This is a genomic window from Pseudomonas sp. QTF5 (assembly GCF_000512695.2).
GTDB lineage: Bacteria > Pseudomonadota > Gammaproteobacteria > Pseudomonadales > Pseudomonadaceae > Aquipseudomonas.
In genome coordinates this window covers 15,822-40,522 of record NZ_AZRW02000027.1, presented here as the reverse complement: position 1 = coordinate 40,522, position 24,701 = coordinate 15,822, and the positions used below count along the sequence as shown (strand labels likewise).

The window sequence follows — 24,701 nt, the reverse complement described above, 5'->3', positions numbered from 1 at the left end:
TTATTTCAGGGTTTACAGAGCCGAATTCATTAAAAGCCCGCTCACCGCTATTCCTGATTGAACTCCACCTGAAAACGGCAGCCATTGGGTTCCATGTTCGTCAGGCTGACACTCCAGCCCTGGTTCTCGCAAATCCGCTGCACCAGCGACAGCCCCAACCCCAGGCCGTCGCCGCGTTTTTCATTGCCGCGCACGAAAGGCTCGAACATCGCCTCGCGTTTTTCCTCAGGAATGCCTACACCACTGTCCTCGACCACGAACCCTGTATCCGTCAGGGCGAGGCGGATATAGCCGCGCTCGGTATAATGCAGCGCATTGCGCAACAGGTTGCCCATCACCGCATGCAGAAGGGTCGCGTTATAGCGGGTGTCCGGCGGATTGCCCGGCTCAAAGTTCAGCGTCAGGCCCTTGGCTTCGATCGGCTCGCGCCATTGACTCAGCAGCCCGTCGGCTACCTGGCTCAGGGTCTGCTGGGGGGCCATGCTGGCGTCTTCATGTTGAGCACGCGCCAGCATAAGGAAGGTTTGCACCAGCTCGCGCATCTCGGCACACGCACGGGCGATTCGCTCCACCTGAGCACGGCCGCGCTGATCGATGCCGGGGTTTTCCAGCAACAGCTCACAGGAACTGGCCAACACCATCAACGGCGTGCGCAGCTCGTGGCTGACGTCACTGGTGAACAATCGCTCACGGGTCAATGCCTGACGCAAACGCCCGAGGGTGGCGTCGAAGGCCACGGCCAGTTCGCCCACTTCATCGGCGGCATAGTCCGGCGCCAGCGGCGGCGCCAGGCCCAGTAACTGATCGCGATGACGCACCTGACGGGCCAGTCGCACCACCGGCGCCATGACCTTGCGCGCCAGCACCCAGCCAAGAAATACCGCCAATGCCAGGCTCAGGACGAAACCTACCAGCACCACGGCAAACAGCACCCGTTCACGCTCTTCGAAATCACTCTGGTCCTGCAACAACACGTAACGCCGACCGTCGACGATTTCGACCATCGCGTGATACGACAGTTGCTCACGAAAAACTTCGTGAAAGCCCGAGTCCAGATGCCGCAAATCCTTGGGCAAATCGAAGTCGCCCGGCCCGCCGCTGAAATAGAACAGCTGGTCCGGCTCAGGGCGGTGGCTCCAGTCCGACACGCTGTCCATCAGCAACAGGCGTTGCAAATCGCCGCCCAGCCCCGCCGAAATCAGCTTTTCCTCCACCAGATGCACGGTCGCCACAATGCCCATGGCGAAGGCTCCCGCCACCAGTGCGCTCATCAACGCAAAGGCGATGATGATCCGCTGAGCAAGACTTTGCTTAAACTCCATCACGGCCCTCGGCCAAGCGATAACCGACGCCGTGCACCGTGTGCAGCAAGGGTTTGTCGAATGGTTTGTCGATCACCTGACGCAGTTGATGAATGTGGCTGCGCAGGCTGTCGCTGTCCGGGCAGTCATCGCCCCACAGGGCCTCTTCGAGAATTTCACGGCGCAGCACGTGTGGGCTTTTCTGCATCAACACGGCCAGCAACTTCAGGCCCACCGGGTTGAGTTTCAGCAGACGGCCTTCGCGCATCACTTCCAGAGTATCGAGGTCGTAGCTCAGATTACCGACTTGCAAGGCACGGCGACCGCCCCCTTGGGCACGGCGCATGACCGCCTCGACGCGCGCGGCCAGTTCGGACAGGGCAAAGGGCTTGATCAGATAGTCATCAGCACCGGATTTGAAGCCTTGCAAACGGTCGTCCAGTTGATCGCGCGCGGTGAGCATGATTACCGGCGTGTCGCGGCGGGCGTCCTCGCGCAAGCGTTTGCACAGGGTGTAACCGTCGATGCCAGGCAGCATGATGTCGAGCACGATCAAGTCGTAGTGCTCGGTGGCCGCCAGGTGCAGGCCCGACAGACCGTCCTGCGCGCAATCCACGGTGTAACCCTTGAGCCCAAGATAATCGGCCAGATTGGCCAGGATATCGCGGTTGTCTTCAACCAATAGAATTCGCATCGGCACCTCCTCCGTACACAGTAACGGCTGTCTTGGCGCGCAGCTTAAGGCCAAGTGTGGCTCAGGGATAGGGTGGCGTGCAGGGGTAAATCCGACAAAAAAAGCCTGAGATGGCCTTAACAACTTTTTCACCATCGATTCACAGGCTGACGACAGAGGCGTGTTCAGACTCCCCGCGGTTGCGCCCTTCAGAACATTTCACTCACCAAGGAATTGCCATGGTTTCGACCGCCGCCCGCCCCGCTTCCAGGCCACTGAATGCCTGGCTGTGCCTGGGAGTGCCCGCCATTGCGGCGATAACCCTGCTGTTGCTCGAACTGACGTCCCTGGACATGGACCTTGCCAAGCGGTTCTATGACCCGATCGCTGGCGAGTTCATCGGACGACACAGTTACTTCCTGGAAGACATCCTGCATGACCGGGCCAAGCAAGTGGTCATCGCCTTTTCGATGTTCGCCATCCTGGGCTTCGTCAGCTCCTTTTTCATGGAAAGGCTCAAACCGCTCAAACGTGAACTGGGTTGCCTGGTGCTGTCTCTGGCGCTGGCAACATCGTTCGTCACCCCGGTCAAAGCGGTGACGGCGGTGCAATGCCCATGGAGCCTGGAGCAATTCGGCGGGCACGAAACCTACAGCGAACTGCTCAGCCCGCGCCCGCACACCGATAAGCCTGGCCGCTGCTGGCCCGGTGGACATGCGGCGACCGGCTTCACGTTGTTTGCGCTGTTTTTCGTCCTGCGCGATCGTCGTCCGCGTCTGGCGCGCAAGGCGTTTGTCTTCGCCTTCGCGTTGGGCTCGGTGTTTTCCATCAGCCGGATGATGCAGGGCGCGCACTTCTTCTCGCACAATGTGTGGACGGCGATTTTCTGCTGGCTGATTTGTTTGGGGGTGTATTACTACATTCTTTATCGACCAGATGCCAAAGCTGAGCTAGTCACCAAGGCAGAACCAGTCAGTACCTGAAACACAAATCCAATGTGGGAGCGGGCTTGCTCGCGAAGGCGGTCCGACATTCAACATCTTCGGTGAATGTTAAGCCGCCTTCGCGAGCAAGCCCGCTCCCACAGGGGGCCGATGAAGATCTCACGATTGGGACAAACTCCGGACAATAAAAAACCCCGCCTACTCAACGCAGGCGGGGCTTTTTTATAGGGGTAAGCTCGTACGGGGTAAGGCTGGCTTACATCATGCCGCCCATGCCGCCCATACCGCCCATGTCTGGCATGCCGCCGCCAGCTGGTGCGTCTTCCTTGATCTCGGCGATCATGGCTTCGGTGGTGATCATCAGGCTGGCAATCGACGAAGCCGCTTGCAGAGCCGAACGAGTCACTTTGGCCGGGTCCAGGATACCCATTTCGATCATGTCGCCGTATTCGCCGGTCGCAGCGTTGTAACCGTAGTTACCCGAACCCTGCTTGACCTTGTCGACAACTACGCTTGGCTCGTCGCCGGAGTTGGCAACGATCTGACGCAGTGGCGCTTCAACAGCGCGACGCAGCAACTGGATGCCAACGTTCTGGTCATCGTTGTCGCCTTTCAGCTCGGAGATAGCCTGCAGAGCGCGAACCAGTGCCACGCCGCCGCCAGGTACCACGCCTTCTTCAACGGCTGCACGGGTAGCGTGCAGGGCGTCTTCAACGCGGGCTTTCTTCTCTTTCATTTCAACTTCGGAACCAGCGCCAACCTTGATCACTGCAACGCCGCCGGACAGTTTGGCCAGACGCTCTTGCAGTTTTTCACGGTCGTAGTCGGACGAAGTATCAGCCACTTGCTGACGGATCTGCAGAACGCGAGCCTGGATGTCAGCCTCAACGCCGGCACCGTCGATCACGGTGGTGTTTTCTTTGGACAGGATCACGCGCTTGGCATTACCCAGGTGTTCCAGGGTAGTGCTTTCCAGGCTCAGACCGATCTCTTCGGAGATAACGGTACCGCCAGTCAGAACAGCGATGTCCTGCAGCATGGCCTTGCGACGGTCGCCGAAGCCTGGAGCCTTGACGGCTGCGACTTTAACGATGCCACGCATGTTGTTCACAACCAGAGTCGCCAGGGCTTCGCCTTCAACGTCTTCGGCCACGATCAGCAGTGGACGGCCGGCTTTGGCAACGGCTTCCAGTACTGGCAGCATTTCGCGGATGTTGGAGATCTTTTTGTCGACCAGCAGGATCAGCGGACCGTCGAGCTCGGCAGTCATGGTCTCTGGTTTGTTGACGAAGTACGGGGACAGGTAGCCACGGTCGAACTGCATGCCTTCAACAACCGACAGTTCGTTTTCCAGGCCCGAGCCTTCTTCAACGGTGATCACGCCTTCTTTACCGACTTTTTCCATGGCTTCGGCAATGATGTCGCCGATGGAGTTGTCGGAGTTGGCCGAGATGGTGCCGACCTGAGCGATCGCCTTGGTGTCAGCGCAAGGCTTGGACAGGGCTTTCAGCTCTTTGACGATCGCGATGGTCGCTTTGTCGATACCGCGCTTCAGGTCCATCGGGTTCATGCCGGCAGCGACGGCTTTCAGGCCTTCGTTGACGATCGATTGAGCCAGAACGGTAGCGGTGGTGGTGCCGTCGCCTGCGTCATCGTTGGCACGGGAGGCAACGTCTTTAACCAGCTGCGCGCCCATGTTTTCGAAGCGATCTTTCAGCTCGATTTCTTTGGCAACGGAAACGCCGTCCTTGGTGATGGTCGGAGCGCCGAAGCTCTTCTCGATGATCACGTTACGGCCTTTAGGGCCCAGGGTCGCTTTTACTGCGTCAGCCAGGACGTTGACACCGGCGAGCATTTTCTTGCGGGCGGAATCGCCGAATTTAACTTCTTTAGCAGCCATGATCGATATTCCTTAAATACTTTGTAGTAGCGGGAAAATGAGCGGGGAATCAGCCTTCGATAACGGCGAGGATTTCGCTCTCGCCAATTACCAGCAGGTCTTCGCCGTCAACTTTCACAGTGTTGCTGCCGGAGTAAGGGCCGAACACAACCTTGTCACCCACTTTCACGGCCAGCGCACGCACTTCACCGCTGTCCAGTGCTTTGCCTGGGCCTACGGCGAGGACTTCACCCTGGTTTGGCTTTTCAGCAGCCGAACCTGGCAGGACGATACCGCCAGCGGTTTTCTTTTCTTCTTCGCTGCGACGGACGACGACGCGGTCATGCAGAGGACGAAGCTTCATTGTCGATCTCTCCTAATTGTGGTTTTCATCGGCCGGTGTAATCCCGGCGGGTTTAACAAATCCGGCGGAGCCGGGTGCGGTTCGTCGAGCGAACCGCGGAAGTCTGTCTGGCGCAATTGCCAGAAACCTTGCGGTGACCGTTACATAAGGGCGTACAAGCTTATTTCAAGGGCGCAGGGCGAAAATTTTTTACGTTGATGCCCTGAAAACGAACACGGCACCCGAAGGTGCCGTGTCGATGGAAGTGTTACTTGGAATCGCGGTGTTCAAACTCGCCTTCGATCACATTGGGCTCACGGCCCAGTGGCTGCTGCGGAGCGGGACCGCCCCGCGGCTGAAGGTCATCGGCGAATGCACGCTGACGCATCGCTTGTTCCTCGGCGCGCAGACGCATTTTGTTGGCCAGCAGTCGACGAGAGATGGGCAGCAACATGATCAGACCCAGCACGTCGGTGACGAAGCCCGGGAGGATCAACAGACCGCCAGCCAGGGCCAGCATCAGGCCTTCGAGCATGGTATGAGCCGGCAGCTCGCCGCGGTTCAGACTTTCACGGGCGCGCAGCGCAGTAGCCAGACCGGCGATACGCAGCACGAACACGCCGAGCATCGAGCCGAGAATGATCAGCAGCAAGGCCGGGAAAAACCCGATCGCCCCACTGACCTTGACGAATACGAACAGCTCCAACACCGGGAACAGTACAAAGAGCAACAAAAAAGGGCGCATCAAATGGTTCCTCAACGCAAGAATGCCTTGCCAGTCTTCCCTAGATGACGTCGCCGTTTCGTGAATTCAAGCGTCGGCCACTTCATTTTTCGGCCAATGCTCGGCATGAGCCAGGAAAACCAAGGCTTCCCGGACTTGTGTCGGCGTATTACAGGGCGTTTGAAACGGCAGCCAGTAGAGCCCTTGACCAATGCGCAAGTGCATGCCTTCGGTGTCGATGCCGGCCAATTGCGCCGGTGCAGTTTTCGGCAGCCCCGCCAGCTCGACGTAGTGGGCGATGGCTTTGGCGTGATCGGCATTCATGTGCTCGACCATGCTCACTTCGGCCTTGCCGACGAACGGATTGGCGAGGGTCAACTGATCGATCCAGTGGATCGCGCCGAAGCCACCGATATAGCGGTGGCGTACCTCGTTGAGCACCCAGAAATCGAAATCATGGGCCTTGTGATAGTTCTGCGAATCGGGGAAATAGCGGTAGTAACGCTCGGCGGCCGCTTCGATGGCAGCGGGGTCTTGAAGCTTTTCTGCCGCCGCGAGGTAAGTCAGGCGACCAACGGCTTGTACGTCTTCGGCTTCACGTTCACCCACCAGCAGCGAACATTTCGGATCTTTCTGCAGGTTGTGAGTGTGTTGAGCGATGCGGCTGATAAGGATCAGCGGCCGGCCCTGCTCGTCCAGGCAGTAGGGAACCACGGAGCCAAACGGGAAACCGGGCATCGCTTTGGAGTGCGTCGAGAGCACTCCACGGTATTCCTTGAGAAGCAATTCTCGTGCATGCTTAGCCACTACAACGCTCAATTTATGACTCCTTATATTGATTCCGTCAAAAAAACGGACAGGCACCTGGATTAAAGTTCCAGCACGCCACAGGGGCAGTTCTCATGTGCAGCCAAGCCATATCAGGCTCAGATCGAGAGGCCCTCTAGAAGGAGAAACCACTGCGATCTGCTATGGGGCTATGCGAATGCAACTCACTGACAAAGTAATCATTATCACCGGCGGTTGCCAGGGTTTAGGTCGTTCCATGGCCGAGTATCTCGCAGGCAAAGGCGCGAAGCTCGCGCTAGTGGACCTGAATCAGGAAAAACTCGACGCCGCCGTCGCGGCTTGCAAAGCCAAGGGTGTCGAGGCCCGTGCCTACCTGTGCAACGTCGCCGATGAAGAGCAAGTGACCCACATGGTCACCCAGGTGGCCGACGACTTCGGCGCGATCCATGGTCTGATCAACAACGCCGGCATTCTGCGCGACGGCCTGCTGTTGAAGGTCAAGGACGGCGAAATGACCAAGATGAGCCTGGCCCAATGGCAGGCAGTCATCGACGTCAATCTGACCGGTGTGTTCCTGTGCACCCGTGAAGTCGCGGCAAAAATGGTCGAGCTGAATAACAGCGGCGCGATCATCAATATCTCGTCGATTTCGCGTGCCGGCAACGTTGGCCAGACCAACTACTCAGCCGCCAAGGCCGGTGTCGCTGCGGCGACCGTGACCTGGGCCAAGGAGCTGGCACGTTACGGCATTCGCGTGGCGGGCATTGCGCCGGGCTTCATCGAGACCGAGATGACCCTGAGCATGAAGCCCGAAGCCCTGGAGAAAATGACGTCGGGGATTCCACTCAAGCGCATGGGCAAACCCGAAGAGATCGCCCAGTCGGCGGCCTACATTTTCGAGAACGACTACTACACCGGTCGGATTCTGGAATTGGATGGCGGGTTGCGGATTTAAGGTTGGCGTAAACCCAATGTGGAATCGTCGCACCGCCGCTCCCACATTGGATCGCATTTCTTCAGCGAATCAATCGTCGCTGACGGTGATGTTCGGCATCGCCGGCGTTGCCGCTTCCTGCAACACAATCCGCGCGCCGACATGGCGGGCCAGTTCCTGGTAAACCATCGCAATCTGACTGTCAGGCTCGGCGATCACCGTTGGCTTGCCACCATCGGCCTGTTCGCGAATCAGCATCGACAGGGGCAACGAAGCCAGCAGTTCGACACCGTACTGATTGGCCAGCTTCACACCGCCGCCCTCACCGAACAGATGCTCGGCATGTCCGCAGTTGGAGCAGATGTGCACGGCCATGTTTTCCACCACGCCCAGCACCGGGATGTTGACCTTGCGGAACATCTCCACGCCCTTGCGCGCGTCCAGCAATGCCAGATCCTGTGGGGTGGTCACGATTACCGCACCGGCCACCGGGACTTTCTGCGCCAGGGTCAACTGGATATCGCCGGTGCCTGGCGGCATGTCGATGACCAGGTAATCCAGGTCGCCCCAGGCTGTTTGCGTGACCAGTTGCAACAGGGCGCCGGACACCATCGGACCGCGCCAGACCATCGGTGTGTTGTCGTCGGTCAGGAAGGCCATGGACATCACTTCGACGCCATGGGATTCAATCGGAATGAACCACTTCTGATCCTTGACCTGTGGTCGGGTGCCTTCAGGGATACCGAACATGATGCCCTGACTCGGGCCGTAGATATCCGCGTCGAGGATCCCGACTTTAGCGCCTTCACGGGCCAGCGCCAGGGCCAGGTTGGCAGCCGTGGTGGACTTGCCCACGCCACCCTTGCCGGACGCCACGGCCACGACGTTCTTGACGTTGGCCAGCCCCGGAATCTGTGCCTGGGCCTTGTGCGCGGCGATCACGCTGGTGATCTCGACACGCGCAGTGACGACGCCGTCCAGGCCTTCGATGGCCAGTTGCAGCAACTGCGCCCAGCCGCTCTTGAACAGACCGGCGGCATACCCCAGCTCCAGCTGGACGCTGACGCGATCACCCTGAATATCGATACTGCGCACAAACCCGGCGCTGACTGGGTCCTGGTTCAGATAAGGGTCGGTGTATTGGCGAAGGACGGCTTCCACCGCTGCGCGATTGACGGCGCTCATGGGCAACTCCGATAGCAAGACTGGAAAATCAGGCGGGTATCCTAACCGTTCTACATCATAGACGGCATGCCCCACGATGATTTGAGGCACACACATCCCTGTGGCGAGGGAGCTCGCTCCTGCTCGGCTGCGCAGCAGTCGTAATCATGTTGACGCAATCCTTCTGTCGGAACCGGGTTGCAGGGGTTGGGGTGGCTTTGCCACCCAGCGGGAGCAAGCTCCCTCGCCACCAAAGCCCTTTTGCACCCGGCAAACTCATCACCACCTTTTTCAGGGGCGATGCATCCGGAAACAGGCCCGAAGGGTGAAAAATATGCGCCGGCGCTTTATAGTGGCCGACCTCCGTTTCATCAAGTAGCCGAGCCCCATGTCCGAGCCACGCAAGATCCTCGTCACCAGCGCCCTGCCCTATGCCAATGGTTCGATCCACCTCGGCCATATGCTGGAATACATCCAGACCGATATGTGGGTGCGCTTCCAGAAGCATCGCGGTAATCAATGCATTTATGTCTGCGCCGACGACGCCCACGGTTCGGCCATCATGCTGCGCGCGGAAAAGGAAGGCATCACCCCGGAACAACTGATCGCCAATGTCCAGGCTGAACACAGCGCCGACTTTGCCGAGTTCCTGGTGGACTTCGACAACTTCCACTCCACTCACGCCGAAGAAAACCGTGAGCTGTCGAGCCAGATCTACCTGAAGCTGCGCGACGCCGGGCACATCGCCCAGCGCTCGATCACTCAGTACTTCGACCCGGAAAAGAAAATGTTCCTGGCCGACCGCTTCATCAAGGGCACCTGCCCGAAATGCGGCACCGAAGACCAGTACGGCGACAACTGCGAAAAATGCGGTGCGACCTACGCGCCGACCGACCTGAAGGATCCGAAGTCGGCGATTTCCGGCGCCACCCCGGTGCTCAAGGATTCCCAGCACTTCTTCTTCAAACTGCCGGACTTCCAGGAAATGCTGCAAACCTGGACCCGCAGCGGCACCTTGCAAGAAGCCGTGGCCAACAAGATCGCCGAATGGCTGGATGCCGGCCTGCAACAGTGGGACATTTCCCGCGATGCGCCGTACTTCGGCTTCGAGATTCCCGACGAGCCGGGCAAGTATTTCTACGTGTGGCTGGACGCGCCGATCGGCTACATGGCCAGCTTCAAGAACCTCTGCGCCCGCCGTCCGGAACTGGACTTCGACGCGTTCTGGGGCAAGGATTCCACCGCCGAGCTGTACCATTTCATCGGCAAGGACATCGTCAACTTCCACGCCCTGTTCTGGCCAGCCATGCTTGAAGGCTCCGGTTTCCGTAAGCCGACCGGCATCAACGTCCACGGCTACCTGACCGTCAACGGCCAGAAGATGTCCAAGTCCCGCGGCACGTTCGTCAAGGCGCGGACTTACCTGGATCACCTGTCGCCGGAATACCTGCGTTACTACTACGCCGCCAAGCTGAGCCGTGGCGTCGACGACCTGGACCTGAACCTCGAAGACTTCGTGCAGAAGGTCAACTCCGACCTGGTCGGCAAAGTCGTCAACATCGCCAGCCGTTGCGCCGGTTTCATCCATAAAGGCAACGCCGGTGTACTGGTAGCCGGCAACGCCGCGCCGGAACTGACCGACGCCTTCCTGGCCGCGGCCCCAAGCATTGCCGAAGCCTATGAAGCTCGCGACTTCGCACGTGCCATGCGCGAAATCATGGGCCTGGCCGACCGCGCCAACGCCTGGATTGCCGACAAGGCGCCGTGGTCGCTGAACAAACAGGAAGGCAAGCAGGATGAAGTCCAGGCCATTTGCGCCCTGGGCATCAACCTGTTCCGCCAGCTGGTGATTTTCCTCAAACCGGTACTGCCGCTGCTGGCCGCCGATGCCGAGGCGTTCCTGAACGTCGCACCGCTGACCTGGAACGACCACGCCACCTTGCTCAGCAACCATCAGCTGAACGAGTTCAAACCGTTGATGACCCGCATCGACCCGGTAAAAGTGCAAGCCATGACCGACGCCTCGAAAGAAGACCTGACCGCCAGCGCAACTGACACCGGCGAAGCGGCACCCGTGGGCAACGGTGAACTGACCAAGGATCCGTTGTCGCCAGAGATCGAGTTCGACGCCTTTGCCGCCGTAGACCTGCGCGTTGCGCTGATCGTCAAGGCCGAAGCCGTGGAAGGTGCCGACAAGCTGCTGCGCCTGACCCTGGACATCGGTGACGAGCAACGCAACGTGTTCTCCGGGATCAAGAGCGCTTACCCGGACCCGTCCAAGCTCAATGGTCGCCTGACCATGATGATTGCCAACCTCAAGCCCCGCAAAATGAAATTCGGGATCTCCGAAGGTATGGTGATGGCGGCCGGCCCTGGCGGTGAAGAAATCTACCTGCTGAGCCCCGACAGCGGCGCCAAGCCGGGTCAGCGCATCAAGTAAGGTTCTGCGGTAAACCGATCCCACAGTCGTGCCCGGCGCGACTGTGGGATTTTCATGTCTGGCCCACCCTCCTTCCTTGCCGGATAATGCCTAACCTTGTAAGACAGGCCTCCTTTTGCCGGCACGATCATGACCGAACTGCTTCTTACGCTTATCAGCGCTGCCCTGATCAACAATCTCGTGTTGCATTGGCCGCTGGGCGTCGATCCGGTGCTGGGCAGCGAGCGGCCACAGGTCCACGCTCTGGGCATCGCGACGACGTGCCTGATGCTGATCGTCGGCACGCTCGGCTATGCGCTCTACCACTGGCTACTGGTGCCGTTGGGGCTGACGTCGCTGCGTCTGTTCGTATTCCTGCCGCTGAGCGTTCTGCTGATCGGCCCGCTGCTGAAGCTGCTTTCACGATTACTGGCGAAGCTTTCATTCGACGGCCTCTGGCCCCTGCTGCTGGGGAATGCCGGCGTGCTTGGGCTGACGTTGCTCAACGCTCAGAACGACAAGGGAATTTTCCACGCCATAGCCCTGAGCCTTGGCGCCGGGCTGGGTTTCTGGCTGGTACTGAGTCTGTTCAGCGACTTGCGCCAGCGCACACTCGATAACGATATCCCCCTACCCTTTCGTGGCCTGCCGATCGAGTTGATCGGCGCCGGATTGATCGCGGTAGTTTTTCTCGGATTCAGCGGGCTGATCAAAACATGAGTCTGATTCAACGCATCGATGCCCTCTTGCCGCAGACCCAATGCGGCAAGTGTGGCCACCCCGGATGCAAACCCTACGCCGAAGGCATTGCCAGCGGCGAACCGATCAACAAGTGCCCACCAGGCGGCAGCGAAACCATCGCGGCCCTGGCCGACCTGCTGAAAGTGCCGGTGCTGGAACTGGACGTCAGTCGCGGTTCGGCACCAGCGCAGATCGCTTACATCCGCGAAGCCGAATGCATCGGCTGCACCAAGTGCATTCAGGCCTGCCCGGTCGACGCCATTGTCGGCGCGGCGAAATTCATGCACACGGTCATCATCGACGAATGCACCGGTTGCGACCTCTGCGTGGCGCCCTGCCCGGTGGATTGCATCGAGATGCATCCGTTACCGCTGGCCACGGTGCTGCCGATTGTCGGCGGGCTGGCGTTCAGCCTGGAGGAACAACAGGCCCGGGCCGCCAAGCGCAATCACGCGCGACGCCGTTTCGAACAGCGCAATGCCCGTTTGCATCGCGAAGAGCAACAGAAACTCGCCGAACGCCAGGCCCGTGCCCAACGCGCCGTGCAGCACAGCGAAGTGACGCTCGACCCGGTTCAGGCTGCACTCGAGCGCGTCCGCGCACAGAAGGCCGCCAATGCCGATGCGGCACTGAAAAAGGCCAAGGTCGATCTGGCGATGAGTCGGGCGCAGCTGAACAAATCGCTCAAGGCTTTCGGGCATCCGCCAACCTTCGAACAGCAATCGCAACTGATCGTGCTGCAACAGCAGTTCGAAGCCGCCGAACAGGCGCTGGCACAACTGGAGAGCAGCGCACCGCCGGTCTCTGCACCACCTGCCCCGGCAAAAGATGCCGAACTGAAACGGGCGAAGATCCAGCTGGCCATGCGCCGCGCCGAACTCAAGAAAGCCCAAACAAGCGAGGCGCCGGCCGAACAGATCGAAGCGTTGCAACATGCGCTCAGCGAAGCCGAGCGTCAGGTGGATGCCCATGTCACCCCTTGAATCGGTGGACGAACGCCTTCAGCAAGCCATGAAGCTGGTATTGCTGGCCACCGTGCCGGGGATGCTGATGTTGTTCTGGCTGTACGGCTGGGGCGTGTTGATCAACCTGATTCTGGCGGCTGCCACCGCGCTGGCCGTTGAGGCGGCGGTATTGCAGCTGCGTAAGCAACCGGTAAAACCGACACTGAGCGATGGCAGTGCGCTGGTCAGTGCGACGCTGTTGGCGCTGGCCTTGCCGCCTTATTGCCCGTGGTGGCTGACGGTCAGTGCTGCGGCGTTCGGACTGTTTTTCGGCAAGCACTTGTATGGCGGCGTCGGCAAGAATCCGTTCAATCCGGCGATGCTCGGTTTCGCGCTGGTCCTGGTGATGTTTCCCCAGCAAATGACCCACTGGCCAGCGTCCCATGGCATGGATTTGTTCGGTGGGTTGCAACAGGTGTTCGGCTTCAGCTTCGGTCAGATCCCCGATGCGTGGGCTCAGGCCACGGCGCTGGACAGTCTGCGAATCAACAAAAGCCTGACCATGGAAGAACTGTTCGCCGGCAATCCGGCATTCGGCCGTTTTGGCGGCCGAGGCGTGGAATGGGTCAACCTGGCGTTTCTGGCAGGCGGTGCGTTTCTGCTGCAGCGGCGGGTATTCAGTTGGCATGCACCGGTCGGCATGCTCGCCAGCCTGTTCATCATCAGCCTGTTGTGTTGGAACGGGACGGGCTCCGACTCTCATGGCTCGCCACTGTTTCATCTGCTCACCGGCGCGAGCATGCTCGGTGCTTTCTTCATCGTGACGGAACCGATATCCGGCGCGAAAAACCCGACTGCCCGATTACTGTTCGGTGCAGGCGTGGGGTTACTGACTTACCTGATTCGGACGTGGGGCGGGTATCCGGACGGCGTGGCCTTTGCGGTTTTACTGATGAACCTCTGTGTACCGGCGCTGGAGCGGTTTGCCGCCATCAGACAGGAGCAGGTTGCCCCATGAACCGAGCGACGAGCGTTGTAATCCTGGTAGTGCTGGCAAGCCTGGGGATGGGCGCGACTTACCTCGTGCAGCACACCAGCGCCGCGCGCATTGCTGCCGAACAACGCCTGATCGACAGCCGTCAGTTACTGGATCTGCTACCGCCCGGCAGCTACGACAATCAGCCACTGGAACACCCCCTCAGTCTCGAAAGCACTCGCCTGGCCAATAGCACACTGCTGGGTGGCTACCTGGCGTCCAAGGCCGGCCAACCGAGCACCGTGTTGCTGCGCAGCCAGACTCTGGGCTACGCCGGCTCCATCGAATTGCTGATCGCCATCGACCCCCAAGGCAAGTTAGTGGGGGTCAAAACGCTAAAGCAATCGGAAACCCCGGGGCTGGGCGGCAAGCTCGCCGACTGGCCCAATGCCTGGCTTCAGGTGTTTACCGGCAAGTCCCTGACCGACCCCGATGACAATGGCTGGGCCCTGAAAAAAGACCAAGGGCAATTCGATCAGATCGCAGGCGCGACCATCACTTCAAGAGCGGTGATCAATGCCACCCATGACGCGCTGCGCTACTTCGATGAACACCGGCAACCGCTGATCGGGAGCAGCGCCCATGAATAAGTCATCAACACTGCAGAACTCGCTGATGCTTACGCCGTTGATCGGCGTCACTGATTCATTGGTAACGGCCCTGGGTCTGTGGCTGATGTTCGCCCTGGTGCTCAGCGCTTACGGTGTGAGCATGAGCGTCTTGCGCTCGCGACTGATTCCGGCAACACATTTGCTTGCCAGCCTCTTGCTGGCCGCCACGCTGACCAGTTGCGCAGAACTCGCCACGCAAGCCTGGTCGCTCCAATGGCACCAGCATCTGGGTTTCTACGCAGGATTGATCGCCTTGCAATGCGTCGTGCTGGAACACAACGGTTTTTTCCAAAGCGCATGGCGTGATCGATTGCGTCTGTGTGGCCTGTTCGGCGCCTTGATGGTGGGCCTGGGCCTGCTGCGCGAGTTCATCGGCAACGGGACACTTGGTAGCCATCTGTCCTGGATGGCCGGTGCCACGCAACCGGACTGGCAAGGCTGGACGCTGATCGCCGACGGTGGCCTGCACCTTGCCACGCTGGCCCCTGGCGGGTTTATTCTGCTGGGACTGCTGATCGCCGCACATCAGGCCTGGACCCGCCGCCCGGCAGCCTCACATTGACCGCCTTCGAGGAAACGCATCGCCCATGAATGCCGCAAAACGTCTTGAGATATTCCGCAGGTTTCACGAAGACAACCCTGAACCAAAGACCGAACTGGCCTACTCCTCACCGTTCGAATTGCTGATCGCCGTGATTCTCTCGGCGCAGTCGACCGATGTCGGCGTGAACAAGGCCACCGCCAAACTGTTCCCGGTGGCCAACACGCCAGCGGCGATCCATGCCTTGGGCGTCGAAGGGCTGTCGGAGTACATCAAGACCATCGGCCTGTTCAACAGTAAAGCGAAAAACGTGATCGAAACCTGTCGCTTGCTGGTGGAGCGCCATGGCGGTGAAGTGCCGCAGACCCGCGAAGCGTTGGAGGCATTGCCCGGCGTCGGTCGCAAGACCGCCAACGTGGTGCTCAATACCGCGTTTCGTCAGTTGACCATGGCCGTGGACACCCACATTTTCCGGGTCAGCAACCGTACCGGCATTGCTCCGGGCAAGAATGTGGTCGAGGTGGAGCAGAAACTGATGAAATTCGTGCCGAAGGAATATCTGCTCGACGCTCATCACTGGCTTATTCTCCATGGGCGCTACGTGTGCCTGGCCCGCAAGCCGCGGTGTGGCAGTTGCAGGATCGAGGACTTGTGCGAATACAAGCAAAAGACCTCGGACGATTGAGGCGCTATTAGTTTTTTTGATTGATCGATTGAAAAAATCTTTTTTACCCGCCGGGAAATTGTCGATATAAGGAGCGCCAAAGGCAGCCTTAGCCTGGAGTTAACCTTATGAGTACTGGCAAAGAGCAATTGGACGTAGAAGACGACTTCACTCCCGTTGAGGCCGATGACGCTGAGCCGGTAGTGGAAGTGGCGAAGACCAACCTGAGCAAACGTCGCACCATCGACAATATGCTGGAGGAGCGCCGACTGCAGAAGCAATTGGCCGATTACGATTTTGACTTGTGACGCTTAAAAGCCTCCCGAAACGGAGGCTTTTTACTAAGTGCCGACCCCTGATAAACGCCCGTTCATCGCGCCTCGTCAAACGCTGGCAGCGTCATACCAGGCCATTACGTTGGGCCAATTCGATCAGGTCGACCAGTGAGCGAGCATTGAGCTTTAATAGAAGACGAGTCTTGTAAGTACTAACGGTTTTATTGCTGAGGAACATTCCATCGGCGATCTCCTTGTTTGTCTTTCCTCGGGCCAACTGTTGCAGGACCATCATCTCTCGCCCGGACAAACGATCCACCATATCAGCTTCACTGGCGTTCCCAAGACTGGAACGCACGGTATGCAGAGCCTGATTTGGAAAGTAGCTGTAACCTGACAGTACGGCTTTTATTGCACTGAGCAACTCGGTGAGATCCTGTTGTTTGCAGACATATCCGGCGGCACCCGATTGCATGCAGCGCATGGAAAAGTGCCCTGGCGCCTGGGAAGTCAATATCAGTACTTTTAGAGGCATCGCCGTTGATGTCAGGCGCGCGATGACTTCCAACCCATCCAGTTTCGGTATTCCAATATCCAGAATGACAATATCCGGCATCAGGTCACGGGCAAGTTGTAATGCGTCCACACCATTATCTGTTTCTGCAATGACTTCGTAGCCATGACGTTCCATTAGCATACGTACCGCAAGACGAATGACGGGGTGATCATCCACGATCAGCACTTTATTCATGGGCAAGTCCAATTTTCGCTGTTCGAATTTTTAGAGCCCGCACCATAGCCTAGTCGTTTCACCCATGGCATGCCGTCACCCCCGGCCACTCGCAGCGAGAGACATAGCCTACAAACAACACGGATTATTCCTACAAAAAATCATTGCCACACGAAGAGCCAGAGATGTTACTGGTCCAACATTGTTCAGCGCTCCGACATTTTTTCTGTATCGCCTTACAACAAAAAAACACAAAACCAAGGTTTGACGCCGATAATTCAACATACATCGACTATTGAGCTACCCTTAAAAGTAACGGGCATTTACCAGCACTCTCCGCAACCTGACTCAAACAACCAAGAAAAGCTCACATACCGTAATACTTCACCAGCAATACACTTCTTATAAATCTAAAATAAACAAGCAGCCATACCCGACCCGACAACAACACAGCGACTATAGTAATCTTCACTACCAGAGCAAAAAAAAAAACAGTTAACCACAATAGAAAAAACTCAACGAATCAGTTATTACCCTCCCGCAAACCAATCGAGAAAGTACAATACTTCATGAGCATAAAACATGATAAAACTCAGAAAAAGAATCACCAACCCCATGACAATCATCGCAATTTTTGCAGCATTATCTGAAACTTCGGCCGCTGTATCCCTCCCCTTTCTCGATGATGAGGAAAGAGAGCTTTATGTTTGGTTCCTGATCAGCTTCCCCTTTTATTTACTTTTCCTTTTCTTCATCACACTCAACTTCAACTATCGGTCGCTTTACGCGCCCTCCGATTTCGAGAAGGGAAAACATTTCATAAAAGTCATGGACAACGCTGATCACTCGGGAAACAGCCCACCCAAGGTAACGCCTGAAAGCTCGGCCCCACACCATGTGCACCTGCCTGCTTCCGTAAAGGATCTGCACATCGTTGATGCACGGTGGGTACGCAAAAAAATGGCGCTCAGCGTCCTGATGGAGAGTATTCAGCACCCTCCGGAAAACCCTGCACAAGTGATCGTATTTCTCACGTGTGCCGACTCGGATAAATTACTGAAGGACAACACACTCAAACATTGGAAACAAATAAAGAAACAGAACAGCGCAACATTCTGTATTTCTTACAACTTGAGTTCACAGGGCGTGACGATTATGGGCTAGGTATTGAACTGTCGCACATCAGAAGACAGCCCTTGAAGCAAACTCAAGGACAGGAAGCAGAAGGAACGGTTAGCAGAAACAAGAAGAAAGCGAAACGCAATATGCAGCAGCCCCCTTTCAGATTTTGTGGCCTTGTCATCAACAAGGCCACAAATCCATTACCGACTCAAAGGTCTCAGAAAAGCTTCCGGCCTTTGTTCGCCGCGATACGCATGCGCAAGGCGTTGAGCTTGATGAAGCCCGCCGCATCGGCCTGGTTGTAGGCGCCGCCATCTTCTTCGAAGGTCGCGATGTTGGCGTCGAACAACGACTCGTCGGACTTGCGGCCAGTGACGATCACATTGCCCTTGTACAGCTTCAGGCGCACTACGCCGTTCACATGAGCCTGGGAAGCGTCAATCATCTGTTGCAGCATCAGACGCTCAGGGCTCCACCAGTAACCGGTGTAGATCAAGCTGGCGTATTTAGGCATCAGCTCGTCTTTGAGGTGAGCCACTTCGCGGTCCAGGGTGATCGATTCGATCGCACGGTGAGCGCGCAGCATGATGGTGCCGCCTGGAGTTTCGTAGCAGCCACGGGACTTCATGCCCACGTAGCGGTTTTCGACGATGTCGAGACGGCCGATACCGTGTTCGCCACCGATACGGTTCAAGGTCGCCAGCACGGTGGCCGGAGTCATTTCGACGCCGTCCAGTGCGACGATGTCGCCGTTGCGGTAGGTCAGCTCCAGGTACTGCGGTTTGTCAGGAGCGTTCTCCGGGGAGACGGTCCATTTCCACATGTCTTCTTCGTGCTCGGTCCAGGTGTCTTCCAGCACGCCGCCTTCATAGGAGATGTGCAGCAAGTTGGCGTCCATCGAGTACGGGGATTTTTTCTTGCCGTGACGCTCGATCGGAATTGCGTGCTTCTCGGCATAATCCATCAGCTTCTCGCGGGACAGCAGATCCCATTCGCGCCACGGAGCGATCACTTTCACGCCTGGTTTCAAGGCGTAGGCGCCCAGTTCGAAACGAACCTGGTCGTTGCCCTTACCGGTCGCGCCGTGGGAAATGGCGTCAGCGCCGGTTTCGTTGGCGATTTCGATCAAGCGCTTGGCGATCAACGGACGAGCGATGGAAGTACCCAACAGGTACTCGCCTTCGTAAACGGTGTTGGCGCGGAACATCGGGAACACGAAATCGCGCACGAATTCTTCGCGCAGATCGTCGATGTAGATTTCTTTTACGCCCATGGCCTGTGCCTTGGCGCGGGCCGGTTCGACCTCTTCGCCCTGACCCAGGTCAGCGGTGAAGGTCACTACTTCACAGTTATAAGTATCCTGCAGCCACTTGAGGATCACCGAAGTGTCCAGGCCGCCGGAATACGCCAGAACGACCTTGTTTACGTCCGCCATGCCATCACTCCACGGGGTTCTACGGAAAGCCGTCAAGTCTACCGCTCATGCAGAATAATTTACAGAGGCGCGACAGCTTATGACGACGAAGCGACAGATTATGTCGAGTGAGCGACGATTTCAGCAGGTTCAGGAGTTCGGCGCGCTGCCTGCGGAAGCGGTGGCTTGAGACGCCGGTTTTTCAGTCGGCGCTACCCGTTCAAGGCGTACGGCAACCCGACGGTTCTTCGCCCGATTGGAGGCGTTGTTGTTCGGCGCCAAAGGATAGCGCTCACCGTGAAAACGCAGGGTGATCTGCGATTCCTGGATACCATTGGCCTTGAAGAAGTCCATCACGGCCAGCGCCCTGCGTCGTGACAGTTCACGGTTGGTCAGGCGGTTGCCGCTGTTGTCGGAATGGCCGTCGAGCTCAATGTGGTTGACCGTCGGATCGGCTTTCATGAACTCCAGCATCACCTGCAAATGGGCCTTGGCTTGAGTATCGAGATCGATGCCCTCCCCCGGAAAGCCAATTTCGGATTGCTTCACTTGCTCGAAATTCTGCGGCAGCAACTTGGCCACGCAACCCTGATAGTCACTGTAGGCCTTGCTGAATTTGACCGGCAGCAGACGGACTTCAGATACCCGACCGTCACCCGAAGAGTGTCGAACCACCGGGCTGCGACCGTCCATCAAACCGTTGATCAGGCGCCCGGCCTGAACTTGCGAGCTGTTTAACAGCACGTTGCCACTGCCGATTCGCACCGAGCCCAGGTTGATGTCGCCACGTCCCGGTTGCCATGGCGCAGCGGCCGCCAGCAAGGTTGCGGAACCGCCACCGATCATCGAGTTGTAGGCCTTCAAGCGAAATGTCGCCTGCTCCCCTGCGCGACGCACAAACTCCCCCGAGCCGAAATCAGTGATCGGTTGAGTCAGGCGGCATTCGAACTTGTCACCTTCGACCGTCCACTCAATGCTCTCCAGACGAGTCTGGAAAGTGAGCGCCATCGCAGGAAGGCTGGCAAACACACTGAGCAAGGCTAAATAACGCTGGCGCACGGGAGGCTCCACTGGCTTTTGCAACAAAAAGACCGACACACATATTTACGGCGTACCTGTTGGATATCGGAAGCTTGCCGCAAAACTTGATAGCGAGTGCCTGGGAGAGTCTTTTCCGGTAGCATTCCCCTGAGTTTGACCCGCCTGGAATCCCCTCATGTCCGACCGCCTGACCCTGCTGCGTCCCGACGACTGGCATATTCATCTTCGCGATGGTGCTGTGTTGACCAATACCGTCGCGGATGTCGCGCGCACCTTTGGTCGCGCCATTATCATGCCCAACCTGGTACCGCCGGTGCGCAACGCTGCTGAAGCCAATGGCTATCGCCAGCGGATTCTTGCCGCCCGTCCGGCCGGCAGCCGTTTCGAACCGCTGATGGTTCTGTACCTGACCGACCGCACCCAGCCCGAAGAAATTCGTGAAGCCAAGGCCAGCGGTTTCGTTCACGCCGCCAAGCTGTACCCCGCCGGCGCGACCACCAACTCGGACTCTGGCGTCACCAGCATCGACAAGATTTTCCCTGCACTCGAGGCCATGGCCGAAGTCGGGATGCCCTTGTTGGTTCACGGTGAAGTCACCCGTGGCGATGTCGACGTTTTCGATCGCGAAAAAATCTTCATCGATGAGCACTTGCGTCGTGTGGTCGAGCGTTTCCCGACCCTCAAAGTGGTGTTCGAACACATCACCACCGCCGACGCCGTGCAGTTCGTCAACGCGGCTTCGGCCAACGTCGGCGCAACCATCACCGCACACCACCTGCTGTACAACCGCAACCACATGCTGGTGGGCGGGATTCGGCCGCACTTCTATTGCCTGCCGATCCTCAAGCGCAATACCCACCAGGAAGCCCTGCTAGACGCCGCCACCAGTGGCAGCGACAAGTTCTTCCTCGGCACCGACTCCGCGCCCCATGCCCAGCACGCCAAAGAAGCGGCTTGCGGCTGTGCCGGTTGCTACACCGCTTATGCCGCGATCGAGATGTATGCCGAAGCCTTCGAACAGCGCAACGCGCTGGACAAGCTCGAAGCTTTCGCCAGCCTCAATGGCCCGCGTTTCTACGGCCTGCCGGCGAACACCGATCGCATCACCCTGGTCCGCGATGAGTGGACCGCCCCAACCAGCCTGCCGTTTGGCGAGCTGACCGTAATCCCGCTGCGCGCCGGTGAAAAACTGCGCTGGCGCCTGCTGGAGGAACACGCGTGAGTGAAGACCATTTCGACGACGAACAGGACGGTAATGGCGGCGGAGGCGGTTCCCGCCATCCAATGGCAGCCAGGTTCCGTGGTTACCTGCCGGTCGTTGTCGACGTAGAAACCGGTGGCTTCAACTCGGCCACCGATGCCCTGCTGGAAATCGCCGCCACCGTGATCGGCATGGATGAAAAAGGCTTCGTGTACCCTGAGCACACCTATTTCTTCCGGGTCGAACCGTTCGAAGGCGCGAACATCGAAGCGGCAGCCCTGGAGTTCACCGGGATCAAGCTCGATCACCCATTGCGCATGGCCGTGAGTGAAGAAGCGGCTCTGACCGATATCTTCCGCGGTGTGCGCAAGGCCCTGAAGGCCAACGGTTGCAAACGGGCGATTCTGGTCGGGCACAACAGCAGCTTCGACCTGGGCTTCCTCAACGCCGCTGTCGCGCGCCTGGACATGAAACGCAACCCGTTTCACCCCTTCTCCAGTTTCGATACGGCGACCCTCGCCGGTCTGGCCTACGGTCAAACCGTATTGGCCAAGGCCTGCCAGGCAGCGGATATCGACTTCGACGGTCGCGAGGCCCACTCGGCCCGTTACGACACCGAGAAGACGGCTGACCTGTTCTGCGGCATCGTCAATCGCTGGAAACAAATGGGCGGCTGGGAAGACTACAACGACTGATCCGCCACTGACCTGTGGCGAGGGGGCTTGCTCTCTCACCACAAGTGAACAGCATGGGTTTATCCCGCCCATAAAAAAACCGGCCTCATCAGCCGGTTTTTTTATGCCTGGAACGTGCCTTACAGCGCAGCAGCGTTCTCGGTCAGGTAAGCCGCAACACCTTCGGTGGAAGCGGTCATGCCTTTGTCGCCTTTTTTCCAGTTGGCAGGGCAAACTTCGCCGTGCTCTTCGTGGAATTGCAGAGCGTCGACCAGACGGATCAGCTCTTCGATGTTACGGCCCAGCGGCAGGTCGTTGATGATCTGCGAGCGGACAACGCCTTTGTCGTCGATCAGGAACGCACCACGGAAAGCCACGCCGCCTTCGGACTCAACGTCGTAGGCCTTGGCGATTTCGTGCTTCAGGTCGGCCGCCATGGTGTAGCGAACTTCGCCGATGCCACCATTGTTGACCGGGGTGTTGCGCCAGGCGTTGTGGGTGAAGTGCGAGTCGATCGAAACGGCTACCACTTCCACGTTGCGTGTCTTGAAGTCAGACATGCGGTTGTCCAGAGCAATCAGCTCGGACGGGCAAACGAAGGTGAAGTCCAGTGGGTAGAAGAACACCAGGCCGTATTTGCCTTTGATGGCCGAGGACAGGGTGAAGCTGTCTACGATTTCGCCATTGCCGAGTACGGCCGGTACGGTGAAGTCAGGGGCTTGTTTGCCTACGAGTACGCTCATTGGATATCTCCTGGTGTAATAACGGTGAAGTACAGGGTTCGTATCAGCCTGCCACCCTCAGGCGACAGCCCTGTGGCACGATCCCCTTCGCAAAAGGCCGACCATCATACACCGCGTTTTTGGCCTGTCCTTAACGGTTTTTTGCTGGCTGGTAAAAAGGCCGCTGCTATATTTTCCTTATGGAAGGTATGAGAAGAGGCCGTTCGTCAGTCACAGCCCCTTATGACGAAAAGCTTTCAGAAACCACTTTGACAATCATTCTCGTTAACATTAAGATCCATCGCAATTGAGTCACAACCAGCGACGGTTCTCACTTATGTATGTCTGCCTCTGCACTGGCGTCACCGACGGTCAAATCCGCGATGCAATCTATGAAGGTTGCTGCAGCTATAAGGAAGTCCGTCACGCCACCGGCGTTGCCAGCCAATGCGGTAAATGCGCCTGCCTGGCCAAGGAAGTGGTGCGCGAGACCCTGGGCAAACTGCAAACGACCCAGGCGGCAATCCCCTACCCCGTAGAATTCACGGCCGCATAACTACCGTATTTAAAAGAACCGGACTTGATGTCCGGTTTTTTTATGTCTGAAAATCAATCGCTTAGGCGCTAGACGCGGAACACAAACATTCTTATTCCGATTAATTTTCATATAAGTTTCAATAACTTAGGTTTGACACCCTTAATTACCCGGCTCAAACTCTGCCTTATAGACAGCTACTCAGGGCAGGACCCCATCATGAAAGGCGACGTTACAGTCATCCAGCATCTCAACAAGATCCTTGCCAATGAGCTGGTCGCGATCAATCAATACTTTTTGCATGCACGCATGTACGAAGATTGGGGCCTGAACAAGCTCGGCAAGCACGAGTACCACGAATCGATCGACGAGATGAAGCACGCTGACAAGCTGATCAAGCGCATTCTGTTCCTTGAAGGCCTGCCGAACGTCCAGGACCTGGGCAAGCTGCACATCGGCGAACACACCAAGGAAATGCTTGAGTGCGACCTGAAGATCGAACGCGATGGCCATGCCGACCTGAAAGTCGCTATCGCTCACTGCGAAAGCGTCGGCGACTTCGGTAGCCGCGAACTGCTCGAAGACATTCTTGAATCCGAAGAAGAACATATCGACTGGCTGGAAACCCAACTGGGCCTGATCGATAAAGTCGGTCTTGAGAACTATCTGCAGTCGCAGATGGGCGAAGAGTAAATTCTACGCCGCTAATCGCGATGCAATAAAAAAGCCCCGCTCTCTTTCAAGAGGCGGGGCTTTTTAATAACCGAATTTCAGGCTCACTTTGGAACAAATGTGGGAGCGGGCTTGCTCGCGAAAGCGGTAGGTCAGTCAACTTATCTGTTGAATGTTGTACCGCCTTCGCGAGCAAGCCCGCTCCCACACACAGCGAATCAGGCGTCGGTCTTGTTGGCAGCAGCAGCTTCAACAGCGGCTTTGATCGTCGCCTGCAACGAACCGTCAGCAGCCATTTCAGTCATGATGTCGCTACCGCCGACCAGCTCACCACCGACCCACAGTTGCGGGAAGGTTGGCCAGTTGGCGTACTTTGGCAGGTTGGCGCGGATTTCCGGGTTCTGCAGGATGTCCACATAGGCAAACTTTTCACCACAGGCCATCACAGCCTGAGCGGCTTTCGCGGAGAACCCACACTGTGGGGCATTCGGCGAGCCTTTCATGTAAAGCAGAATGGTGTTGTTGGCAATCTGCTCTTTAATCGTTTCGATGATATCCATGGAGCACCTCGGCTGAACTTTCCGACTCAGTGGTCGGCACGGTGGCGC

27 protein-coding genes are annotated in these 24,701 nt (G+C 57.8%); 15 read left to right on the top strand and 12 right to left on the bottom strand.

Annotation, left to right across the window (positions count from 1 at the left end; translation table 11 throughout):
- Positions 1 to 47: 47 nt before the first annotated feature.
- Both IC37_RS19890 and colR read right to left on the bottom strand, forming a co-directional pair.
- A complete protein-coding gene (locus IC37_RS19890; protein ID WP_030128180.1) occupies positions 48 to 1,322 on the bottom strand; it encodes a HAMP domain-containing sensor histidine kinase in 1,275 nt (424 codons plus the stop codon).
- Complete coding sequence (gene colR / locus IC37_RS19885; protein WP_030128181.1) at positions 1,312 to 1,995, bottom strand: two-component system response regulator ColR; 684 nt, start codon at positions 1,993 to 1,995, stop codon at positions 1,312 to 1,314. Before colR ends, IC37_RS19890 begins: the two co-directional genes overlap by 11 nt.
- A gap of 218 nt (positions 1,996 to 2,213) precedes the next feature.
- Between colR and IC37_RS19880 the strand changes: the two genes are divergently transcribed.
- Complete coding sequence (locus IC37_RS19880; RefSeq protein WP_030128182.1) at positions 2,214 to 2,957, top strand: phosphatase PAP2 family protein; 744 nt, start codon at positions 2,214 to 2,216, stop codon at positions 2,955 to 2,957.
- 217 nt (positions 2,958 to 3,174) lie between these two features.
- On the opposite strand, the gene groL is transcribed toward IC37_RS19880, so the two are convergent.
- The 4 genes from groL to IC37_RS19860 form a co-directional block, all read right to left on the bottom strand.
- A complete protein-coding gene (gene groL, locus IC37_RS19875) occupies positions 3,175 to 4,818 on the bottom strand; it encodes a chaperonin GroEL (RefSeq protein ID WP_008032122.1) in 1,644 nt (547 codons plus the stop codon).
- 49 nt (positions 4,819 to 4,867) lie between these two features.
- Complete coding sequence (locus IC37_RS19870) at positions 4,868 to 5,161, bottom strand: co-chaperone GroES (RefSeq protein WP_030128183.1); 294 nt, start codon at positions 5,159 to 5,161, stop codon at positions 4,868 to 4,870.
- A 247-nt stretch (positions 5,162 to 5,408) separates the two neighbouring features.
- A complete protein-coding gene (locus IC37_RS19865) occupies positions 5,409 to 5,885 on the bottom strand; it encodes an FxsA family protein (protein ID WP_030128184.1) in 477 nt (158 codons plus the stop codon).
- A 66-nt stretch (positions 5,886 to 5,951) separates the two neighbouring features.
- The gene (locus IC37_RS19860) at positions 5,952 to 6,683 is read right to left on the bottom strand and encodes a HugZ family protein (RefSeq protein ID WP_030128185.1); all 732 of its coding nucleotides are present in this window, start codon (positions 6,681 to 6,683) and stop codon (positions 5,952 to 5,954) included.
- Positions 6,684 to 6,849: 166 nt separating this feature from the next.
- Between IC37_RS19860 and IC37_RS19855 the strand changes: the two genes are divergently transcribed.
- Complete coding sequence (locus IC37_RS19855; protein WP_030128186.1) at positions 6,850 to 7,608, top strand: SDR family oxidoreductase; 759 nt, start codon at positions 6,850 to 6,852, stop codon at positions 7,606 to 7,608.
- Positions 7,609 to 7,677: 69 nt separating this feature from the next.
- Here the strand turns inward: IC37_RS19855 and apbC are convergent, their stop codons facing one another.
- The gene (gene apbC / locus IC37_RS19850; RefSeq protein WP_030128187.1) at positions 7,678 to 8,772 is read right to left on the bottom strand and encodes an iron-sulfur cluster carrier protein ApbC; all 1,095 of its coding nucleotides are present in this window, start codon (positions 8,770 to 8,772) and stop codon (positions 7,678 to 7,680) included.
- A gap of 367 nt (positions 8,773 to 9,139) precedes the next feature.
- Between apbC and metG the strand changes: the two genes are divergently transcribed.
- From metG to IC37_RS19810, 8 genes are all read left to right on the top strand, one after another.
- Positions 9,140 to 11,191 carry a methionine--tRNA ligase gene (metG, locus tag IC37_RS19845; RefSeq protein ID WP_030128188.1) on the top strand — a complete coding sequence of 684 codons (2,052 nt, stop codon included), beginning with the start codon at positions 9,140 to 9,142 and terminating at the stop codon, positions 11,189 to 11,191.
- Positions 11,192 to 11,320: 129 nt separating this feature from the next.
- Positions 11,321 to 11,890 (top strand): Rnf-Nqr domain containing protein, encoded by a 570-nt coding sequence (locus tag IC37_RS19840; RefSeq protein ID WP_030128189.1) that lies wholly within the window; start codon positions 11,321 to 11,323, stop codon positions 11,888 to 11,890.
- Positions 11,887 to 12,894 carry an electron transport complex subunit RsxB gene (gene rsxB / locus IC37_RS19835; protein ID WP_030128190.1) on the top strand — a complete coding sequence of 336 codons (1,008 nt, stop codon included), beginning with the start codon at positions 11,887 to 11,889 and terminating at the stop codon, positions 12,892 to 12,894. The genes IC37_RS19840 and rsxB overlap by 4 nt, the downstream gene beginning before the upstream one ends.
- Positions 12,881 to 13,873 carry an RnfABCDGE type electron transport complex subunit D gene (locus IC37_RS19830; RefSeq protein WP_030128191.1) on the top strand — a complete coding sequence of 331 codons (993 nt, stop codon included), beginning with the start codon at positions 12,881 to 12,883 and terminating at the stop codon, positions 13,871 to 13,873. Before rsxB ends, IC37_RS19830 begins: the two co-directional genes overlap by 14 nt.
- Positions 13,870 to 14,481 carry an RnfABCDGE type electron transport complex subunit G gene (locus tag IC37_RS19825; protein ID WP_030128192.1) on the top strand — a complete coding sequence of 204 codons (612 nt, stop codon included), beginning with the start codon at positions 13,870 to 13,872 and terminating at the stop codon, positions 14,479 to 14,481. The genes IC37_RS19830 and IC37_RS19825 overlap by 4 nt, the downstream gene beginning before the upstream one ends.
- Positions 14,474 to 15,064: an Rnf-Nqr domain containing protein gene (locus tag IC37_RS19820; protein WP_030128193.1), complete on the top strand. Its 591-nt coding sequence runs from the start codon at positions 14,474 to 14,476 to the stop codon at positions 15,062 to 15,064. The genes IC37_RS19825 and IC37_RS19820 overlap by 8 nt, the downstream gene beginning before the upstream one ends.
- 25 nt (positions 15,065 to 15,089) lie before the next feature.
- On the top strand, positions 15,090 to 15,728 hold the full coding sequence (gene nth, locus IC37_RS19815; RefSeq protein WP_007938911.1) for an endonuclease III: 639 nt from the start codon (positions 15,090 to 15,092) through the stop codon (positions 15,726 to 15,728).
- Between the two features lie 107 nt (positions 15,729 to 15,835).
- The gene (locus tag IC37_RS19810) at positions 15,836 to 16,015 is read left to right on the top strand and encodes a PA3496 family putative envelope integrity protein (protein ID WP_030128194.1); all 180 of its coding nucleotides are present in this window, start codon (positions 15,836 to 15,838) and stop codon (positions 16,013 to 16,015) included.
- A gap of 91 nt (positions 16,016 to 16,106) precedes the next feature.
- Here IC37_RS19810 and IC37_RS19805 read toward each other — a convergent pair whose 3' ends face one another.
- On the bottom strand, positions 16,107 to 16,733 hold the full coding sequence (locus tag IC37_RS19805; RefSeq protein ID WP_008069501.1) for a response regulator transcription factor: 627 nt from the start codon (positions 16,731 to 16,733) through the stop codon (positions 16,107 to 16,109).
- Between the two features lie 561 nt (positions 16,734 to 17,294).
- Here IC37_RS19805 and IC37_RS19800 point away from each other — a divergent pair.
- Positions 17,295 to 17,876, top strand: coding sequence for a hypothetical protein (locus tag IC37_RS19800; protein ID WP_030128195.1), 582 nt, complete (start codon positions 17,295 to 17,297; stop codon positions 17,874 to 17,876).
- A gap of 175 nt (positions 17,877 to 18,051) precedes the next feature.
- On the opposite strand, the gene IC37_RS19795 is transcribed toward IC37_RS19800, so the two are convergent.
- Together IC37_RS19795 and IC37_RS19790 are read right to left on the bottom strand one after the other, a co-directional pair.
- Complete coding sequence (locus IC37_RS19795; protein ID WP_017738284.1) at positions 18,052 to 19,269, bottom strand: argininosuccinate synthase; 1,218 nt, start codon at positions 19,267 to 19,269, stop codon at positions 18,052 to 18,054.
- Positions 19,270 to 19,398: 129 nt separating this feature from the next.
- Positions 19,399 to 20,307: an OmpA family protein gene (locus IC37_RS19790; RefSeq protein WP_030128196.1), complete on the bottom strand. Its 909-nt coding sequence runs from the start codon at positions 20,305 to 20,307 to the stop codon at positions 19,399 to 19,401.
- Positions 20,308 to 20,464: 157 nt separating this feature from the next.
- Here IC37_RS19790 and pyrC point away from each other — a divergent pair, with 157 nt between their 5' ends.
- Both pyrC and rnt read left to right on the top strand, forming a co-directional pair.
- Entirely contained in the window at positions 20,465 to 21,511 is a 1,047-nt protein-coding gene (gene pyrC, locus IC37_RS19785; protein ID WP_030128197.1) for a dihydroorotase, read from the top strand.
- Positions 21,508 to 22,185, top strand: coding sequence for a ribonuclease T (gene rnt / locus IC37_RS19780; protein ID WP_007898509.1), 678 nt, complete (start codon positions 21,508 to 21,510; stop codon positions 22,183 to 22,185). Before pyrC ends, rnt begins: the two co-directional genes overlap by 4 nt.
- Positions 22,186 to 22,304: 119 nt before the next feature.
- Here the strand turns inward: rnt and IC37_RS19775 are convergent, their stop codons facing one another.
- Complete coding sequence (locus IC37_RS19775) at positions 22,305 to 22,907, bottom strand: peroxiredoxin (protein WP_030128198.1); 603 nt, start codon at positions 22,905 to 22,907, stop codon at positions 22,305 to 22,307.
- 316 nt (positions 22,908 to 23,223) lie between these two features.
- On the opposite strand from IC37_RS19775, the gene IC37_RS19770 reads away from it, so the two are divergent.
- Positions 23,224 to 23,442 (top strand): bacterioferritin-associated ferredoxin, encoded by a 219-nt coding sequence (locus IC37_RS19770; RefSeq protein ID WP_030128199.1) that lies wholly within the window; start codon positions 23,224 to 23,226, stop codon positions 23,440 to 23,442.
- Between the two features lie 198 nt (positions 23,443 to 23,640).
- Positions 23,641 to 24,114 (top strand): bacterioferritin, encoded by a 474-nt coding sequence (gene bfr, locus IC37_RS19765; protein ID WP_030128200.1) that lies wholly within the window; start codon positions 23,641 to 23,643, stop codon positions 24,112 to 24,114.
- 197 nt (positions 24,115 to 24,311) lie between these two features.
- Here the strand turns inward: bfr and grxD are convergent, their stop codons facing one another.
- The gene (gene grxD, locus IC37_RS19760) at positions 24,312 to 24,653 is read right to left on the bottom strand and encodes a Grx4 family monothiol glutaredoxin (protein WP_007898513.1); all 342 of its coding nucleotides are present in this window, start codon (positions 24,651 to 24,653) and stop codon (positions 24,312 to 24,314) included.
- Positions 24,654 to 24,701: the final 48 nt, after the last annotated feature.

Bases quoted from the DNA above. Each gene is read 5' to 3' on its own strand.
- IC37_RS19890 (WP_030128180.1), bottom strand. From the start codon at position 1,322: ATGGAGTTTAAGCAAAGTCTTGCTCAGCGGATCATCATCGCCTTTGCG.
- colR (WP_030128181.1), bottom strand. From the start codon at position 1,995: ATGCGAATTCTATTGGTTGAAGACAACCGCGATATCCTGGCCAATCTG.
- IC37_RS19880 (WP_030128182.1), top strand. From the start codon at position 2,214: ATGGTTTCGACCGCCGCCCGCCCCGCTTCCAGGCCACTGAATGCCTGG.
- groL (WP_008032122.1), bottom strand. From the start codon at position 4,818: ATGGCTGCTAAAGAAGTTAAATTCGGCGATTCCGCCCGCAAGAAAATG.
- IC37_RS19870 (WP_030128183.1), bottom strand. From the start codon at position 5,161: ATGAAGCTTCGTCCTCTGCATGACCGCGTCGTCGTCCGTCGCAGCGAA.
- IC37_RS19865 (WP_030128184.1), bottom strand. From the start codon at position 5,885: ATGCGCCCTTTTTTGTTGCTCTTTGTACTGTTCCCGGTGTTGGAGCTG.
- IC37_RS19855 (WP_030128186.1), top strand. From the start codon at position 6,850: ATGCAACTCACTGACAAAGTAATCATTATCACCGGCGGTTGCCAGGGT.
- apbC (WP_030128187.1), bottom strand. From the start codon at position 8,772: ATGAGCGCCGTCAATCGCGCAGCGGTGGAAGCCGTCCTTCGCCAATAC.
- metG (WP_030128188.1), top strand. From the start codon at position 9,140: ATGTCCGAGCCACGCAAGATCCTCGTCACCAGCGCCCTGCCCTATGCC.
- IC37_RS19840 (WP_030128189.1), top strand. From the start codon at position 11,321: ATGACCGAACTGCTTCTTACGCTTATCAGCGCTGCCCTGATCAACAAT.
- rsxB (WP_030128190.1), top strand. From the start codon at position 11,887: ATGAGTCTGATTCAACGCATCGATGCCCTCTTGCCGCAGACCCAATGC.
- IC37_RS19830 (WP_030128191.1), top strand. From the start codon at position 12,881: ATGTCACCCCTTGAATCGGTGGACGAACGCCTTCAGCAAGCCATGAAG.
- IC37_RS19825 (WP_030128192.1), top strand. From the start codon at position 13,870: ATGAACCGAGCGACGAGCGTTGTAATCCTGGTAGTGCTGGCAAGCCTG.
- IC37_RS19820 (WP_030128193.1), top strand. From the start codon at position 14,474: ATGAATAAGTCATCAACACTGCAGAACTCGCTGATGCTTACGCCGTTG.
- nth (WP_007938911.1), top strand. From the start codon at position 15,090: ATGAATGCCGCAAAACGTCTTGAGATATTCCGCAGGTTTCACGAAGAC.
- IC37_RS19810 (WP_030128194.1), top strand. From the start codon at position 15,836: ATGAGTACTGGCAAAGAGCAATTGGACGTAGAAGACGACTTCACTCCC.
- IC37_RS19805 (WP_008069501.1), bottom strand. From the start codon at position 16,733: ATGAATAAAGTGCTGATCGTGGATGATCACCCCGTCATTCGTCTTGCG.
- IC37_RS19800 (WP_030128195.1), top strand. From the start codon at position 17,295: ATGATAAAACTCAGAAAAAGAATCACCAACCCCATGACAATCATCGCA.
- IC37_RS19795 (WP_017738284.1), bottom strand. From the start codon at position 19,269: ATGGCGGACGTAAACAAGGTCGTTCTGGCGTATTCCGGCGGCCTGGAC.
- pyrC (WP_030128197.1), top strand. From the start codon at position 20,465: ATGTCCGACCGCCTGACCCTGCTGCGTCCCGACGACTGGCATATTCAT.
- IC37_RS19775 (WP_030128198.1), bottom strand. From the start codon at position 22,907: ATGAGCGTACTCGTAGGCAAACAAGCCCCTGACTTCACCGTACCGGCC.
- IC37_RS19770 (WP_030128199.1), top strand. From the start codon at position 23,224: ATGTATGTCTGCCTCTGCACTGGCGTCACCGACGGTCAAATCCGCGAT.
- bfr (WP_030128200.1), top strand. From the start codon at position 23,641: ATGAAAGGCGACGTTACAGTCATCCAGCATCTCAACAAGATCCTTGCC.
- grxD (WP_007898513.1), bottom strand. From the start codon at position 24,653: ATGGATATCATCGAAACGATTAAAGAGCAGATTGCCAACAACACCATT.